The sequence below is a fragment of the Mucilaginibacter sp. HD30 genome (assembly GCF_054061755.1).
On sequence record NZ_JBSSEO010000001.1, the window covers coordinates 4121933 to 4137275 of the forward strand.

A 15343-nucleotide genomic window follows, 5' to 3' on the forward strand; every position below is an offset into this window, starting at 1 on the left:
TTATAACCTACTGTAAATAAGTGAATTGTAATTTGGTATGGTATTTTGTCTGTAAATCAAAACACGGTACAATGTTAAAGAATTACTTTAAAATAGCGTGGCGATCTCTTTTGAAAAATAAAGGATTTACTGCCATTAATATTGGGGGCCTGGCTTTGGGCCTTGCCGCAATGCTGTTGATAATGTTTTATGTAATTGATGAGTTAAGTTACGATCGCTATAACGAAAATGCCAACCGCATCTTCCGGGTGAACGAAGATCTAAAACTGGGCGATAACAAAGTACAATACGCCGTTGCCATGCCGCCCCTGGCTCAAACGCTGGTAAAAGATTTTCCGGATGTTGAGAATGTTGCCCGAATCAAGAAGGCGACTATTATCATACAAAAAGAGAACGAAAAATTAACGGAAGACCATGCAATATTTGCCGACCCTTCTTTACTTGATGTTTTTACGTTACCGTTAACTTATGGCGATAAGGCCACCGCTTTAAATGAGCCTAATACTGTTGTTATATCGCAGTCGGCAGCTAATAAGTATTTTAACAGGCTTAACGTTGTGGGCCAAAGCCTAATACTGCCCGGTCAGTCTGCATTGAAAATAACAGGGGTGATAAAAGATATTCCTGAACAATCGCATTTTAAAGCTGATTTTATAATGGCCATGAGCGGTTGGGCTGATAGCCGTTCGGACGAGTGGCTGCGAAGCGACTACAACACTTATGTTTTAATGCGTAAAGGCGCTGATTATAAAAAGCTGGAAGCCCAATTTCCGCAACTGATAAGGCATTACAGTGGCTCGCAAATATTAAAGGCCGTTGGCATGAACTATGACCAATTTGAAAAAAGCGGCAGCTATTTCAGAATGAGTTTGATGCCATTAACGGATATACACCTGCATTCTAACATGACGGGTGAATTGTCTGCTAACGGCACTGTGCAATACATTTACATCTTCTCTGCCATTGCTATTTTTAGCCTGATAATAGCCTGCGTTAATTTCATGAACCTGTCTACAGCGCGTTCATCTAATCGCGCCCGCGAGGTTGGCGTACGCAAAGTATTAGGCTCAACGCGAAATTTTCTGATCGGTCAGTTTTTAACGGAGTCTGTTTTGGTAACTTTTATCGCAGCAATTATAGCTTTTTGCGTGGCAATAAGCGTGCTGCCTGCTTTTAATGCTATAGCTGCAAAAAATATAGTTATTAATAATTTAGCCCTTGTGTGGATGTTACCGGGGTTGTTAATATCGGTATTGCTTATAGGCTGCCTGGCCGGAATTTATCCCGCATTCTTTTTATCGGCCTTTAACCCTGTTGATGTACTTAAAGGTAAATTGGCAAAAGGTTTTAAAGGGGGAAATCTGCGCAGTGCGTTGGTTGTTTTTCAGTTTGCCATATCCATTTTTTTAATAGTGGGTACGCTGGTTATCTATCAACAACTTAAATACATTCAGAACCGCGATGTGGGTTATAACCGCGATCAGGTGCTGGTGATACATGATGCCTTTGCATTAGGTAACCAAACTAAAACATTTAAGCAGGAAGTTAAGCAACTATCGGGAGTAAAGGATGTGACCGTCAGCGGCTTCCTCCCAACTACCGGAAAACGCGGCACTTCTATATTTAGAAAGGACGCTACCCGGGATCCGAAAAAATCAATATTTCCCCAAGCATGGAACGTTGACGAAGACTATATAAATACACTGGGTATGAAATTGGTTGCAGGCAGAAATTTCTCAACCCAGATGGGTACAGACTCAAGCGCATTAATTATTAACGAAACTTCCGCGAAATTTTTAGGTTTTAATAATGCGCTTGGTAAAACGCTTTACCGCAATCAGGGCGATGATAAAGCGCAAAAACCTTACACCATAATAGGCGTAGTTAAAGATTTTAATTTCGAATCTATGCGCGAAAATATTTCGCCGGTGGTGATGACAATGGCCTACGATAACGGAAACCTGGGGATTCGTTTAAAGTCGGCAAATTTACCGTCATTAATGGATCAGATAAAAAGCAAATGGCAAGCCATTGCGCCCTCGAAGCAATTTAGCTACTCTTTTATGAATGCGGATTTTGAAGCCACTTACAGGGCCGAGCAACGCGTGGGGCAGATCTCTATTATCTTCACTTCGCTTGCTATAATAATTGCCTGCCTTGGGCTTTTCGGCCTGTCGGCCTATGCTGCAGAACAGCGTACAAAAGAGATAGGTATACGTAAAGTGCTGGGTGCAAGTATAGCAAGCATCCTGAGCATGTTATCTCTTGATTTTATAAAGCTGGTGCTTATCGCTTTGCTTATTGCCACGCCATTTGCCTGGTATATTATGCATAAATGGCTACAGGGCTTTGCCTACCGAGCAGACATATCCTGGTGGATATTTGGCGTATCAGGAATGGCCGCTGTACTTATTGCCTTTGCTACAATTAGCTTTCAATCTTTTAAAGCAGCTACCGCAAACCTGGTTAAAAGTTTAAGGCGCGAGTAATGCAGTTGTCAATATCAATGATTCAATAAAACACTAATTTAATATTAAGCTGATGCTATCATTAAAAAACATATCAAAATACTATAAAAACGGAGGAGCTCAGGTTAACATCCTCAACAATATCAGCCTTGACGTTGACGCCGGCGAGTTTGTATCCATAATGGGCCCATCAGGTTCCGGAAAATCAACTTTGCTTAACATTATTGGCATGCTGGATGAACCATCAGGAGGCTATCACTATTTTGTCAACGAGCCTGTTCATCAGCTAAAAGAAAAACAGCGCTCGGCTTTGTACAAAAAGAATATTGGCTTTGTATTTCAGGCCTACCATTTAATAGATGAGCTGAATGTTTACGAAAACATTGAAACCCCATTGCTTTATCATGATGTAAAAGCATCTGAGCGGAAGGCCCTGGTAGCTGATATGTTGGATCGTTTTCAGATAGTAGGTAAAAAAGATCTGTTTCCTTCGCAGCTTTCGGGTGGGCAGCAGCAGTTGGTTGGCATAGCCCGCGCGCTCATTGTAAAACCTAAACTACTGTTGGCTGATGAGCCTACAGGTAACCTTAACTCAAAGCAAGGCGAGGAGATAATGGAGCTTTTTCGCAAGTTGAATAAAGAAGAAGGAATGACCATTATACAGGTAACCCATTCCGAGAAAAATGCCGCATACGGGACACGTATTATTAATCTGCTGGATGGTGCCATTGCATCCTCACAACAACTTTGAAATGGGCAAGTTAGGTAGATATTTTATTATTTTAATGCTGTTGGTCGCAGGCAAGCATGTTACCGCCCAGCAGATGACAGACAGTGTGCTCACCTTGCAGCAATGCCTGGATATTGGCATAAAAAACAACCTGGTAATAAGACAAACGGCAGCCCAAATGGAGGCCAACCGCGTTTCCTGGCAGCAGGCTCGCGAAAATCTGCTGCCCTCGCTCAGCGGGGATGCAAGCCAAAGCTTTAGTCAGGGCCGAAGCTTGAATCCTTTTACCAACGGTTACCTTGATCAGCCAATAACATCGGGTAGCTACGGGTTAAGCAGTGGCCTTGTGCTATCAAGCGGCTTAACCTTGCAGAACAGTATTAAACAAACCGCTTTGGCCTATCAGGCCGGGAGGATGGATTTTGAACAAGCCAAAAACGACCTTACCCTAAACCTTATCATAGCGTATTTACAAGTACTTAGCGGCGAGGATCAGTTGGTGCTTGCCAGAACGCAGGCTTCTGTTTCGCAAGGTCAGTTAGACCGTGCAGATGTTTTGAACAGGGAGGGTGCAATACCACCGCAGCAGCTGTTTGATCTGAGAGGGCAGATGGCGACCGATCAACTTAGCATCGTAAACGCGCAAAATAGTATAGCTATAAATAAGCTTAACCTGCTACAGATGCTGAATGTGCCATACAGAAAAGACGTTAAGCTGCAGCGCCAGCCAGGTGATGCCATTGCACAACGCTACGGCGATTCGGCCGATCAGGTTTACGGTGTTGCATTAAACAACTTTGCGTCGGTAAAATCCGGAATGTTGAAGCGGCAAAGCGCCGAGAAAGCTGTACAGGTAGCAAAAGGGGCTTTATTGCCATCGCTGGCGCTGTACGGGGGGGTAAATACAACCTATTCAAGCGCTGCGCAACGGTCTGTATTTGTTAACCAAACGGTCGTGCCCACCAGCCAGTTTATAGAAACTACGGGCGGTGGCAGACAAACAGTTTATACCACGCAATCTAACTTCGTTGGGCAAGACATAGCTTATGTAGATCAGTTTAGAAATAACTATCGCACCAATATTAGTTTGCAGCTCAGGATACCTATACTCAACTATTTTCAAAATCGTAATAAAATAAGCTTAGCCAGGTTAAACCTGCAAACCGCGCGAGACGTTGAGCAAACCAACCAGTTAGCGTTAAAAGTAAACATTGATAAAGCTTATGATAATATGGCGGCAGCCTACGAACGCTATCAGCTTGTACTGAGCCAAACGGAGGCTTTTACAGCTTCTTTTAATATTGCAGAGGCACGTTTTAATGCCGGAGCCAGCACATCTGTTGATTTTCTGATTGTAAAAGGTAACCTGGACAGGGCTAAAACCAGCCTGATCACGGCCCGGTACGATTACTTGGTCCGCACACGTATATTGGATTATTACCAGGGAAAATTAGCCTTATAGACTGATAAAAACGGGTGTTGCAAAAAATATGTGTTCCCCTTAACGAAAAAATATAATTATTTGATTAACAGTAATTTAAGCAAATGGTTGTCAATGACTTATTCGTCAGCAACGACACACTTGATTGGGTTGTAAATGACTGGCTTTTAGCTGCTTGTAAAAGCTAAAAATTGGCTGTTTTTAGCGACAATCTGCAACAGAATAGCAACAGAAAAGCAACAGATTAGCAACACTTTTGCAACAGTGGCGAATTAAAGACCGGGATTGACGGTTACTTTAATAACTTATTATCGTTATCCGGAAACACCAAAATAGGCTCGTATTTGCGCGCCTCATCCATTTCCATGTACGCGTATGACATGATGATAACTATATCGCCAACCGCCGCCAGGCGGGCGGTGGCGCCATTTAAACAAATGGTACCAGAACCGCGTTCGCCTTTAATAACGTAGGTTTCAAAACGGGCTCCGTTGTTGTTGTTAACTATCTGCACTTTCTCGTTGGCAATAATATTTGCCGCATCCATCAAATCCTCATCAATAGTAATGCTGCCCACGTAGTTAAGTTCTGCCTGGGTAACGCGCGCACGATGAAGCTTCGATTTTAATACCTCAATAATCATGGGGGCAAAGGTAATGTTTTATGGCAGATAGTTCATAGTTGATGGTTCATAGTTAATACATTGCTATGTAAAAAACAATCAAGGATCAAGAACCAGGAATCAAGAGTTAAAAAAGGACATGTCGTTATACGCTATGAACCTTCAACTATGAACCATGCTCTATGAACCATAACCCATTAACTAATAATCACATTATCTATCAACCTCGTATTACCCACTTTAGCGGCCACTAATGCTACTAAGTTAGTATCGCCTTGTTGGGCCGGGCGTAGTGTATCAGGGTTTGCGGCTTCAAAGTAATCCAGATGCACGCCCGGTTGGGCATGTATCATTTTTTTGCATTCAGCCACGGCTTGTTCAATACCCGTGCGGCCAACATTTTTTGCAAACCAATTTAAGGTTTTTGATAATATCAGCGCATGCTGCCTGTCGGCAGCAGACAAATGCACATTGCGCGAGCTCATGGCCAGGCCGTCGGTTTCGCGCTCTATGGGGCACATTACCAGCTTAACGTGTAAGTGTAACAGGTCAACCATTTTAGTTATCACCAAAAACTGCTGATAATCCTTTTGACCAAAAAAAGCCACGTCGGGCTTAACAATGTTAAACAGTTTATTAACTACCTGTGTAACGCCCTGGTAGTGGCCCGGGCGGGATGCTCCTTCCAGCAAATGCTCTAAATCGCCTATCTGTAAATGCCAATGCTCATTATCGGCATACATCTCGTTCACGGCAGGTTCAAATAAAATATCAGCTTTTACCTGCTCCAGTTTTTGTATATCGGCGGCAATGGGGCGGGGGTATTTCTCCAGGTCGCGAGGGTCATTAAATTGGGTTGGATTAACAAAAATACTGCACACCACTATATCGCATTGCTGCCGGGCAATGTTTATGAGGGATAAATGCCCGTTGTGCAAGGCCCCCATTGTAGGCACAAAGCCTATTTTAAGGCCTTTTTGCCGCAACGGAAACAAGTATTGGGCAAGACTTTGTATGGTATAAAAATGTTTCACGGCGTTGGCAACAACAAAAGGGGGCTAAGTTGCATAATAGATCAGTAATAACCAAACTACTTGTGTAATTGGTTGATAGTTGTTATTATATTGCTTATATTTGCAAACCCAATTTTTTTGGGTAAGTTTTATAATTTAAATTCTGAATTGGAGATGGGTAAATCTAAGCTATTGTTTATAACTCATGAAATGTCGCCTTTCCTTGAACTCACCAAAATTTCTGAAATAACACGGCAGCTTCCGCAGGCAATGCAGGAGAAAGGCTACGAGATCCGTATCCTTATGCCTCGTTTCGGTAATATTAATGAGCGCAGGAACCGCCTTCATGAAGTGATCCGCTTATCGGGTATGAATATTATCATTAATGATAATGATAATCCGCTGATCATTAAAGTTGCTTCTATACCGGCAGCGCGTATGCAGGTTTATTTTCTGGACAACGAAGAGTATTTTCAGCGTAAACAGGTGTTTGAGGATAAAGACGGGAAGTTTTATGCCGATAACGATGAGCGGATGATATTTTTCTGTAAGGGAGCGTTGGAAACGGTAAAAAAATTAGGATGGGCTCCGGACGTTATACACTGTCACGGCTGGATGAGCGCATTAGTGCCGGCGTACCTAAAAACTACTTATAAAGACGATCCGACTTTTAAGCATTCAAAAATAGTTTACTCTATTTATGACAATGATTTTAAAGGCGAAATGGCCGCCGATTTTGCCCAAAAGGCAGTTATGAGTGGCATGACAGAACAACACACCGAAATATACAAACCAGGCACCAACACATCGCTTTACGAAGGAGCCATTCATTACAGTGATGGCATTGTGCTTGCCAGCGAGAATATTGATGAGGATGTGTTAAATAATGTTAAAAACAGCCATAAATCGGTTTTAGAGTTCAATTCTACTGCAGATTTCGAAAATTATTACAATTTTTACGACGAAATTACCACCGAAGAATTGGTAAATGTTGTATAAGCTTTGAGATCATATATGAAATTTTTCAGATTAGACTTATTGACCCTGTTAATAAGTCTTTTTATTTTAAGCGGCTGTAAAAAGCAAGGGACTGTTAATCTTGGTGTTAACAATGATAACCTTATTGAAGGCAAGCTAATAGACACATCATCTGTATTTATCAGTACTATACGCGAAGACGATGCTATTACATCGGCTTTAATAAAAACACCCCTGTCTTATTTTAAAGACCCGGTTTTTGGCGTTACAGAATCCAATATTGCAATGGATTTGAACCTTCCCAGCAAAGCTAGCTATACTTTGCCAACGGGTACTATTTTAATAGATTCGGCTGTATTAGTGCTACCCTATCAAAGTGGTTTTTATGGCGACTCTATAACAACCCGTTTTAAAGCTAATGTTTACCAATTGGATGAACGTGTGCTAAGTTCAACCGGGTACCTGGCTTCAAAAAAGTGGAAGCGTAAAAGCACATTATTAGGCACGCGCTCGTTTTTTTCGCGTACACATGATAGCGTTACTGTTGTAGAGCCTGTAAGAGCCCAGAAGGATTCATTACTAAAAGTGGCGCCACAACTGCGTATACCAATTGATCCGGCTTTTGTCAGAGCAAACCTGTTTGATGCGGGGGCATCACAGTTGTCATCAAATCTTATTTTTAAGAATGCGGTTAATGGTTTATATGTTACGCTTGATAAAGCGCAAACAGGCCCCGGCGGTACGTTTATGTTAAATATGGATTCTGCTTCTGTTAAGGTTTACTTCAAAGTAAAGACAACTACAGATGGAGTGGATAAAGCAGATACCAGCTATATAATTTTGCCAAGTGCAGTAAGGGCTGCAGAGATAAGCCATAATTATACCGGCACCGTTATAGCAACCGAGCTGGCCAGTACCCAAAAAACCCGCGGTAATTTTTATTTGCAAGGTTTATTAGGGCTAAGAGCCAAAATACAGTTCCCTTATTTAAAAGAGATTGTTAGCAAAGTTGGAAGCGATGTAATTGTTAACCGTGCAGAGCTTGTTATATCTGCTCAGCCCGGTACAACATTTCCTTACGAAGCATTAAGAAGCTTAATGTTTTATAGGTTGGATCTGGCAAAACAGCGTATCAACATTCAGGATAACACTTCAACAGATCCTCGTTCAAATCCATCCTATGGAGGGTTTTACAATGTGGCAAAAAAAGAATATCACTTTTTAGTAACCGCTTACGTACAAGACCTTATAAGTGGGAAAGTTGTTGATTATGGAGCCTATTTAGGCGCTGCGGATAACCAGGGATCAAGTTATTTTGGCGATGTAACGCCTAATCCGCAATTGGATGGCCGTACTGCTGCAGGGGGCTTTGATAAAGACTCCCCTTCGCCCTATCGTATAAAGCTTAATATAATTTATAGCAAAGTGGCTAAATAACACGTTTCTGTACAGAAGTGTTGTTTCTTTACCAATAAAAAACAATCAGCTATATAATGTTATTATATAGCTGATTATTTTTACAGCGTATTAATATTAGAATCTATGTGTGGAATTGTAGGCTATGTAGGCCACAGAGACGCTTATCCAATAATTATTAAAGGCCTTCATCGCCTTGAGTACCGCGGATATGACAGCGCGGGTGTTGCCCTGATTGATAAAAACTTAAAAGTATATAAAAAGACAGGCAAGGTAAGCGACCTTGAGGAGTTTGTTAAGGGCATTAAAATGACCGGTACAATAGGTATGGGCCATACCCGCTGGGCAACACACGGAGCCCCAAGTGACCGTAACTCGCATCCGCACTCATCGGGCGACCGCAAGCTCACTATTATTCATAATGGCATTATTGAAAACTATGGCATTATAAAAGAAACGCTGTTAGCAAAGGGCCACGTTTTTAAAAGCGACACAGATACTGAGGTTTTGATACACCTGGTTGAAGATATTGTAACCGAAACCGGTGTTGATTTAAAGGAAGCAGTCCGTATTGCCCTTAATCGTGTTATTGGAGCTTACGCAATTGTTATTATGAGCGCTGAGGAACCCGACCTGCTTATTGCGGCACGCAAAGGCAGCCCAATGGTTATAGGTGTAGGCAAAGGCGAATATTTTGTAGCATCAGACGCTACACCCATAGTAGAGTATACCAAAAACGTTATTTATTTAAACGATAACGAAATAGCTTACATAGAGCGTAATAACCTGCTGATAAAAAACATAGACAATACCGTTCAAACACCGTACATACAGGAGCTGGATCTTAAGCTGGAAATGTTGGAAAAAGGTGGTTATGATCACTTTATGTTAAAAGAGATCTATGAGCAGGCCCGGTCTATACGCGATTGTTTACGTGGCCGTATATATCCCGACAAAGGTAAAATACAGTTGGGTGGAATGAAAGAGTATGCTGATAAACTAAAGAACATAGACAGGATCATCATAGTTGCATGTGGCACCTCGTGGCACGCCGGCCTGGTGGGCGAGTACCTGATTGAGGAATATGCAAGAGTGTCTGTAGAAGTTGAGTACGCTTCTGAATTTAGATACCGCAACCCTATCATATCCGAAAAAGATATAGTGATAGCCATATCACAATCTGGCGAAACAGCCGATACCATGGCAGCGCTTGAAATGGCAAAAGAAAAAGGAGCTACCATATTTGGTATATGCAATGTAGTGGGGGCATCTATCCCCCGCATTACCCATGCCGGCATTTACACCCATGCAGGCCCCGAAATTGGTGTGGCCTCTACCAAAGCATTTACCGCACAGGTTACTGTTTTAACGCTGATGGCCTTTTATATGGCGCAATTACGCGGCACACTTACCAAGAGCAAATTAATTGAATATTTAACTGAGCTTAACCAAATTCCGGACTTAGTAGAGCAAACGCTTAAATGCAATGATGAGGTTAGGGATATAGCAGAGGTATTTAAAAATTCAAGCAATTGTTTGTTTTTAGGCAGGGGTAGTTCATTCCCGGTGGCGTTAGAGGGCGCTTTAAAGCTAAAAGAGATATCATACATCCATGCCGAGGGTTACCCGGCTGCCGAAATGAAACACGGCCCTATAGCGCTTATTGATGCAGAATTACCTGTAGTATTCATTGCCACCAAAAATTCATCGTATGAGAAAGTGGTAAGCAATATTCAGGAAGTAAAAGCGCGCGGCGGGCGCGTTATTGCCATTGTTACAGAGGGAGATACAGACGTTAAAGGCATGGCGGATTATGTAATTGAAATACCTGCAACAAACGACGCTTTTGTACCGCTGCTGGCTACCATACCTTTACAACTGCTGGCTTACCATATTGCTGTTATGCGCAATTGTAACGTTGATCAGCCACGCAACCTGGCTAAATCTGTTACGGTAGAATAACACATAAATAAAATACATGCAAAGGGCGCCCTGTTTATCAGAGCGCCCTTTTTGTTTTAACATAATTTAATAAAGCGGGTTTGTGTATTTTAGCGCCATAAACCAAATTTATGCAAAGCTTATCCCCCAATATTTTTGTGAATGATATGAAAGCCACCATTGCTTTTTATAAGGCACTTGGCTTTAACATAACCATGGCAGTGCCCGAAGAAGGAGACGAATTTGTTTGGGTAAACATGGTTAACGGCAACGTTACACTGATGTTCCAGACATATGAAAGCCTGGGCGACGAGCTACCAGAAATTTCTCGTAACGATGGCGGTTCTTTGGTGCTATATATCAACCTTAAAAATATAAGGCAATTTTTTGATGAGGTAAAAGATGAAGTGATTGTTTTAAAGGGCCTTGAGACCACGTTTTACGGTGCAACAGAGTTTTCTATAAAAGACAACAACGGATACGTACTTACATTTGCCCAGCATGAGTAACCCGCTTGTATACAAACGTACAGACCATATTAACCTATGTGTACCGGTTGAGCGACTGGAAGAGGCTCGGCAGTTTTATACTACGGTTATGGGCCTTAATCAAATAGAGCGCCCCGATGTTTTTGGTGTTCCCGGCCATTGGTTTATCTGGGCAGATATTGAGCTACATATAGGCATTGAGCCTGTATCGCCCCGGTCGGCAAGGCACACAGCATTTGAAGTAACTGATATTGCCGCTGCGCACGCGTGGCTGCAGGAAAATGGCATTAAGTTATACGAAGAGCCATTAATTGCCGGGCGCGCCCGCTTTACTTTTTATGATCCGTTTGGCAATAGGCTGGAGTTGCTGGAGTATGTTGCTTAAGCCGGTTGTAATAGCAACTTAGTAAATACCCGCATTTTTGTACATTTGCCGCATGGCTGTAATTAAACCATCAGTACCCAAAGGCACCCGCGATTTCTCTCCGTTGGAGATGGGCCGCCGCAATTTCATTTTTGATACTATTAAAAGTGTTTTCCGTAAATACGGCTATCAGCAGATAGAAACGCCGTCTATGGAAAACCTATCTACCCTAACCGGTAAGTATGGCGATGAGGGGGATAAGCTGATGTTTAAAATTTTGAATAGCGGCGATTTTTGGGCCGAAGCAGAAAGCAGAAAGCAGAAGGCGGAAAGCTTTGAATTTTCTTCAAAGTCGCTCACTTCTGTTATTTCAGAAAAAGCCCTGCGTTATGACCTAACCGTGCCCTTTGCACGTTACGTAGTACAGCACCAAAACGAAATAACATTCCCATTCAAACGTTTCCAGGTGCAGCCCGTTTGGCGCGCCGATAGGCCGCAAAAAGGCCGCTACCGCGAGTTCTTTCAATGCGACGCCGATGTAGTTGGTTCTGATTCATTGTTAAATGAGGCGGAATTTGTGTTAATATATGACGAGGCTTTAACCCGTTTGGGCTTGAAGGATTTTACCGTTAAAATTAATAATAGAAAGATCCTATCGGGTATAGCAGAAATTATAGACAAAGCTGATAACATAATTGATCTGACCGTTGCCATTGATAAGCTGGACAAGATTGGTTTGGATGGTGTTACTAAAGAGCTTTTAGAGCGTGGCTTTACCCAAGCCGATATCGAACGCATCCGCCCTATAATTTTGTTAGAAGGTAGCAATGAAGAAAAACTGTTGCAATTGCGCGAAGTGTTAGCAGCATCGCCAACCGGCATTAAAGGCTGCGATGAAATAGATGCAGTTTTCAATTACCTAAAACTCTGCAAACTGCAAACTGCAAATTGCGAAGTGGATATAACCCTCGCACGTGGCCTAAACTACTACACCGGTGCCATCTTTGAAGTTAAAACTAACGAGGTGCAAATGGGCAGCATAGGTGGCGGCGGCCGGTATGATGATCTGACAGGTATGTTCGGATTAAAAGGCTTAACAGGCGCAGGTATCTCTTTCGGTGCCGACAGGATCTATGATGTGATGGAAGAGCTAAAGCTTTTTCCGGAAGAAGCAGCGCAGGTATCGCAGGTTTTGTTATGCTGTTTTGATAAGGATGGTGAGTTGTACGCACTGCCGTTGTTACAGCACCTACGCTCAGAGAACATTAGCGCCGAACTTTATCCTGCAGGTGCCAAGATCAAAAAACAACTGGACTACGCCAATAGCAAACATATCCCCCAAGTAATTTTAATAGGCAGCGACGAGATGCAAAGCGGCTTACTAACCGTTAAAAATATGCTTACCGGCACGCAGGAAAAGTTAACGTCTGAAGAGATAATAAAGAGGTTTTCCGCAGATTAACCCTGATGATATTCAGGCTGAATGAAGATATGGTGTTTCCGCCTGCTGAACTGGCAGAGCCCGACGGTTTGTTAGCTGTTGGAGGGGACCTTTCCATCACGCGCCTGCAACTGGCCTACAAAAACGGTATTTTTTCCCTGGTATAGCGATGACACACCCATATTGTGGTATGCACCGCATGAACGCTTCGTGCTTTATCCCGATGAGTTGCGTATCAGCAAATCCATGCATAAAATACTGAAGCAAAATGTATTTACGGTTAGCAACGACAAGGCCTTTGCTGAGGTGATTGATGCATGTTCGCAAGTACCCCGCCAGGGCCAGGATGGCACCTGGATAACCGACGATATGAAAGCTGCGTACATAAACCTGCATCAGCAAGGGATGGCGCACTCTGTAGAAGTGTGGCAGGACAATGAGTTGGTTGGAGGGGCATATGGCGTTGAAATAGGAAATATTTTTTGTGGCGAGAGCATGTTTAGTAAGGTTAGCAATGCATCAAAAGTGGCGCTAATAAGCCTGTGCCAAAGCAAGAAGTATAGCCTGATAGATTGCCAGGTGCACACAGAACACCTTGAATCAATGGGCGCGCGAATGATAAGGCGGGAGGAATATATGAGGTTATTGACAGATAGTGCCGGTTGATTGGTAACTTAGCAAATAAAAAACTGTAACACCCCGGTAGTTCGATTTCTTAATTATGCAACAAACCACCAACGCTAAAGAACGTATAATTTTAGGCATTGACCCCGGTACCGCTGTTATGGGTTATGGGTTGGTAAAACAAATTGGCTCTAAAATCGAGCTGATAAGTTTGGGCGTGGTTAAAATGGACAAAATTGACGACCACATGCTGAAACTTCAGCGTATTTTTGAAAAAACAGTTGCTTTAATTGATAATTACAAACCAGATTGCCTGGCCATTGAGGCCCCATTTTATGGCAAAAACATACAGGTTATGTTAAAACTGGGCCGTGCGCAGGGGGTAGCAATGGCGGCAGCCTTGTCCAGAAATATAGAGGTTACGGAGTATTCTCCGCGAAAAATAAAGCAGTCTATAACAGGCAATGGCAATGCCACCAAAGAGCAGGTAGCCAGCATGTTGCAGCGCCTGTTAAACTTTACCGAAACGCCTGATTTTTTAGATGCGACAGATGGTTTAGCGGTGGCCGTTTGCCACTCGTTCCAAAATGTGGCTACCGGTAAAGGCGGCGCTATAAAAAACTATTCTGGTTGGGAAAATTTTGTAAAGGATAATTCAAAGCGCATTGTGAAGTGATGTGCGAATGCTGATTAGATGTGCGGGTGTGCAAATATGCAGATGTGCAAATGAACTATAAATACTATCATTCACCATTTAGTCAAATGCGATAAGAATCTGCACATCCACGCATTTGCATATCTGCACATCTACAAAGCTTCCTTTATCTTATCAGCAATAGCCTGAAACTCTTCAGAAGTGAACTTTAGTTTTGGTCTTGTAAAATCCATATCCCGCATACCGTTTAGCGGTACAAGGTGAATATGGGCGTGAGGCACTTCCAGGCCTAAAACCGTTACGCCAATGCGGTCGCACTCGAAAACCTTTTTCATAGCAGTAGCTATAATTTTGGCAAAGATCATCAACCCGGTATAAGTTTCATCGTCAAGATCAAAAAGCCTGTCAACCTCTTTTTTAGGTATCACCAGCAAGTGTCCTTCAACCAATGGGTTGATATCCAGAAAGGCTAAAAAATCATTGCTTTCGGCTACCTTATAAGCAGGTATATCGCCCGCTATTATTTTAGAGAAGATGCTGCTCATTGGTATTTGGTTTATAATGTTGATTAAGTGAGTAGTTGATTTTTTAAACAACTCACTTAATCACCCATTCTCTAACGACTAATTTCCAATACTTCAAACTCCATTTTACCCGCAGGTACAGTAATTTCAGCTATTTCGCCTACTGATTTGCCTAATAGGCCTTTAGCTATTGGTGATGTTACAGAAATTTTTCCGGCTTTCATATCCGCTTCGCTCTCTGCCACCAGCTGGTAACTCATGGTAGCGCCATTCTTCACATTTTTTATTTTAACTACTGATAGCGCCAGTACTTTTGAAGCATCCAGCTTCGACTCGTCTAATAAACGTGCTGATGCCAGTGTTTCCTGTAACTGCGCAATTTTGGCTTCGTGCAGGCCCTGTGCTTCCTTAGCTGCGTCGTACTCGGCGTTTTCTGAAAGGTCGCCCTTATCGCGCGCCTCTGCAATAGCTTTTGATATATTGGAACGACCGGTGGTCTTTGCTTCCTGTAATTCCTGTTTTAATTTTTCTAAACCTTCTTTGGTAAAATATGCAACCTCTGCCATAACTCAATAATATTTATCAATTGATCGCCAAAAAAAACCGCCCTTCCCGCTTAAGAAAAGGACGCATTGACT

General features: G+C 42.5%; 16 protein-coding genes. 12 read left to right on the plus strand and 4 right to left on the minus strand.

Going from position 1 to position 15343, the window contains the following annotated elements; translation table 11 throughout:
* Positions 1-71 precede the first annotated feature (71 nt).
* From ACVW2L_RS19415 to ACVW2L_RS19425, 3 genes are read left to right on the plus strand one after another with little or no spacing between them, the layout of a single operon-like run.
* Positions 72-2489 (plus strand): ABC transporter permease, encoded by a 2418-nt coding sequence (locus ACVW2L_RS19415; protein ID WP_457129607.1) that lies wholly within the window; start codon positions 72-74, stop codon positions 2487-2489.
* A gap of 52 nt (positions 2490-2541) precedes the next feature.
* Positions 2542-3219 carry an ABC transporter ATP-binding protein gene (locus tag ACVW2L_RS19420; protein ID WP_457129608.1) on the plus strand — a complete coding sequence of 226 codons (678 nt, stop codon included), beginning with the start codon at positions 2542-2544 and terminating at the stop codon, positions 3217-3219.
* 1 nt (position 3220) lies between these two features.
* Positions 3221-4660, plus strand: a complete 1440-nt coding sequence (locus ACVW2L_RS19425) for a TolC family protein (RefSeq protein ID WP_457129609.1) — start codon at positions 3221-3223, stop codon at positions 4658-4660.
* 271 nt (positions 4661-4931) lie between these two features.
* Here the strand turns inward: ACVW2L_RS19425 and panD are convergent, their stop codons facing one another.
* On the minus strand, positions 4932-5282 hold the full coding sequence (gene panD / locus ACVW2L_RS19430) for an aspartate 1-decarboxylase (RefSeq protein ID WP_457129610.1): 351 nt from the start codon (positions 5280-5282) through the stop codon (positions 4932-4934).
* Positions 5283-5458: 176 nt separating this feature from the next.
* Positions 5459-6295, minus strand: coding sequence for a pantoate--beta-alanine ligase (gene panC / locus ACVW2L_RS19435; RefSeq protein ID WP_457129611.1), 837 nt, complete (start codon positions 6293-6295; stop codon positions 5459-5461).
* A gap of 153 nt (positions 6296-6448) precedes the next feature.
* Here panC and ACVW2L_RS19440 point away from each other — a divergent pair, with 153 nt between their 5' ends.
* The 9 genes from ACVW2L_RS19440 (at position 6449) to ruvC (ending at position 14202) form a co-directional block, all read left to right on the plus strand.
* Positions 6449-7273, plus strand: a complete 825-nt coding sequence (locus ACVW2L_RS19440; protein WP_457129612.1) for a glycogen/starch synthase — start codon at positions 6449-6451, stop codon at positions 7271-7273.
* A gap of 15 nt (positions 7274-7288) precedes the next feature.
* On the plus strand, positions 7289-8689 hold the full coding sequence (locus ACVW2L_RS19445) for a DUF4270 family protein (protein WP_457129613.1): 1401 nt from the start codon (positions 7289-7291) through the stop codon (positions 8687-8689).
* A gap of 105 nt (positions 8690-8794) precedes the next feature.
* On the plus strand, positions 8795-10630 hold the full coding sequence (gene glmS, locus ACVW2L_RS19450; RefSeq protein ID WP_457129614.1) for a glutamine--fructose-6-phosphate transaminase (isomerizing): 1836 nt from the start codon (positions 8795-8797) through the stop codon (positions 10628-10630).
* Positions 10631-10740: 110 nt separating this feature from the next.
* Positions 10741-11118 carry a VOC family protein gene (locus tag ACVW2L_RS19455; protein WP_457129615.1) on the plus strand — a complete coding sequence of 126 codons (378 nt, stop codon included), beginning with the start codon at positions 10741-10743 and terminating at the stop codon, positions 11116-11118.
* On the plus strand, positions 11111-11482 hold the full coding sequence (locus ACVW2L_RS19460) for a VOC family protein (protein WP_457129616.1): 372 nt from the start codon (positions 11111-11113) through the stop codon (positions 11480-11482). Before ACVW2L_RS19455 ends, ACVW2L_RS19460 begins: the two co-directional genes overlap by 8 nt.
* 52 nt (positions 11483-11534) lie before the next feature.
* Complete coding sequence (gene hisS, locus ACVW2L_RS19465; RefSeq protein WP_457129617.1) at positions 11535-12923, plus strand: histidine--tRNA ligase; 1389 nt, start codon at positions 11535-11537, stop codon at positions 12921-12923.
* Positions 12924-12928: 5 nt separating this feature from the next.
* Positions 12929-13069, plus strand: a complete 141-nt coding sequence (locus ACVW2L_RS19470) for a hypothetical protein (RefSeq protein ID WP_457129618.1) — start codon at positions 12929-12931, stop codon at positions 13067-13069.
* 16 nt (positions 13070-13085) lie between these two features.
* Positions 13086-13568 (plus strand): leucyl/phenylalanyl-tRNA--protein transferase, encoded by a 483-nt coding sequence (gene aat, locus ACVW2L_RS19475; RefSeq protein ID WP_457129619.1) that lies wholly within the window; start codon positions 13086-13088, stop codon positions 13566-13568.
* Between the two features lie 55 nt (positions 13569-13623).
* Entirely contained in the window at positions 13624-14202 is a 579-nt protein-coding gene (gene ruvC, locus ACVW2L_RS19480) for a crossover junction endodeoxyribonuclease RuvC (protein ID WP_457129620.1), read from the plus strand.
* A 131-nt stretch (positions 14203-14333) separates the two neighbouring features.
* Here ruvC and ACVW2L_RS19485 read toward each other — a convergent pair whose 3' ends face one another.
* A complete protein-coding gene (locus ACVW2L_RS19485; RefSeq protein WP_457129621.1) occupies positions 14334-14726 on the minus strand; it encodes an HIT family protein in 393 nt (130 codons plus the stop codon).
* A gap of 71 nt (positions 14727-14797) precedes the next feature.
* Positions 14798-15271 (minus strand): transcription elongation factor GreA, encoded by a 474-nt coding sequence (gene greA / locus ACVW2L_RS19490; protein WP_457129622.1) that lies wholly within the window; start codon positions 15269-15271, stop codon positions 14798-14800.
* Between the last annotated feature and the right edge of the window lie 72 nt (positions 15272-15343).

Coding starts and splice junctions, on each gene's coding strand:
- ACVW2L_RS19415 (WP_457129607.1), top strand. CDS start 72: ATGTTAAAGAATTACTTTAAAATAGCGTGGCGATCTCTTTTGAAAAAT.
- ACVW2L_RS19420 (WP_457129608.1), top strand. CDS start 2,542: ATGCTATCATTAAAAAACATATCAAAATACTATAAAAACGGAGGAGCT.
- ACVW2L_RS19425 (WP_457129609.1), top strand. CDS start 3,221: ATGGGCAAGTTAGGTAGATATTTTATTATTTTAATGCTGTTGGTCGCA.
- panD (WP_457129610.1), bottom strand. CDS start 5,282: ATGATTATTGAGGTATTAAAATCGAAGCTTCATCGTGCGCGCGTTACC.
- ACVW2L_RS19440 (WP_457129612.1), top strand. CDS start 6,449: ATGGGTAAATCTAAGCTATTGTTTATAACTCATGAAATGTCGCCTTTC.
- ACVW2L_RS19445 (WP_457129613.1), top strand. CDS start 7,289: ATGAAATTTTTCAGATTAGACTTATTGACCCTGTTAATAAGTCTTTTT.
- glmS (WP_457129614.1), top strand. CDS start 8,795: ATGTGTGGAATTGTAGGCTATGTAGGCCACAGAGACGCTTATCCAATA.
- ACVW2L_RS19455 (WP_457129615.1), top strand. CDS start 10,741: ATGCAAAGCTTATCCCCCAATATTTTTGTGAATGATATGAAAGCCACC.
- ACVW2L_RS19460 (WP_457129616.1), top strand. CDS start 11,111: ATGAGTAACCCGCTTGTATACAAACGTACAGACCATATTAACCTATGT.
- hisS (WP_457129617.1), top strand. CDS start 11,535: ATGGCTGTAATTAAACCATCAGTACCCAAAGGCACCCGCGATTTCTCT.
- ACVW2L_RS19470 (WP_457129618.1), top strand. CDS start 12,929: ATGATATTCAGGCTGAATGAAGATATGGTGTTTCCGCCTGCTGAACTG.
- ruvC (WP_457129620.1), top strand. CDS start 13,624: ATGCAACAAACCACCAACGCTAAAGAACGTATAATTTTAGGCATTGAC.
- ACVW2L_RS19485 (WP_457129621.1), bottom strand. CDS start 14,726: ATGAGCAGCATCTTCTCTAAAATAATAGCGGGCGATATACCTGCTTAT.
- greA (WP_457129622.1), bottom strand. CDS start 15,271: ATGGCAGAGGTTGCATATTTTACCAAAGAAGGTTTAGAAAAATTAAAA.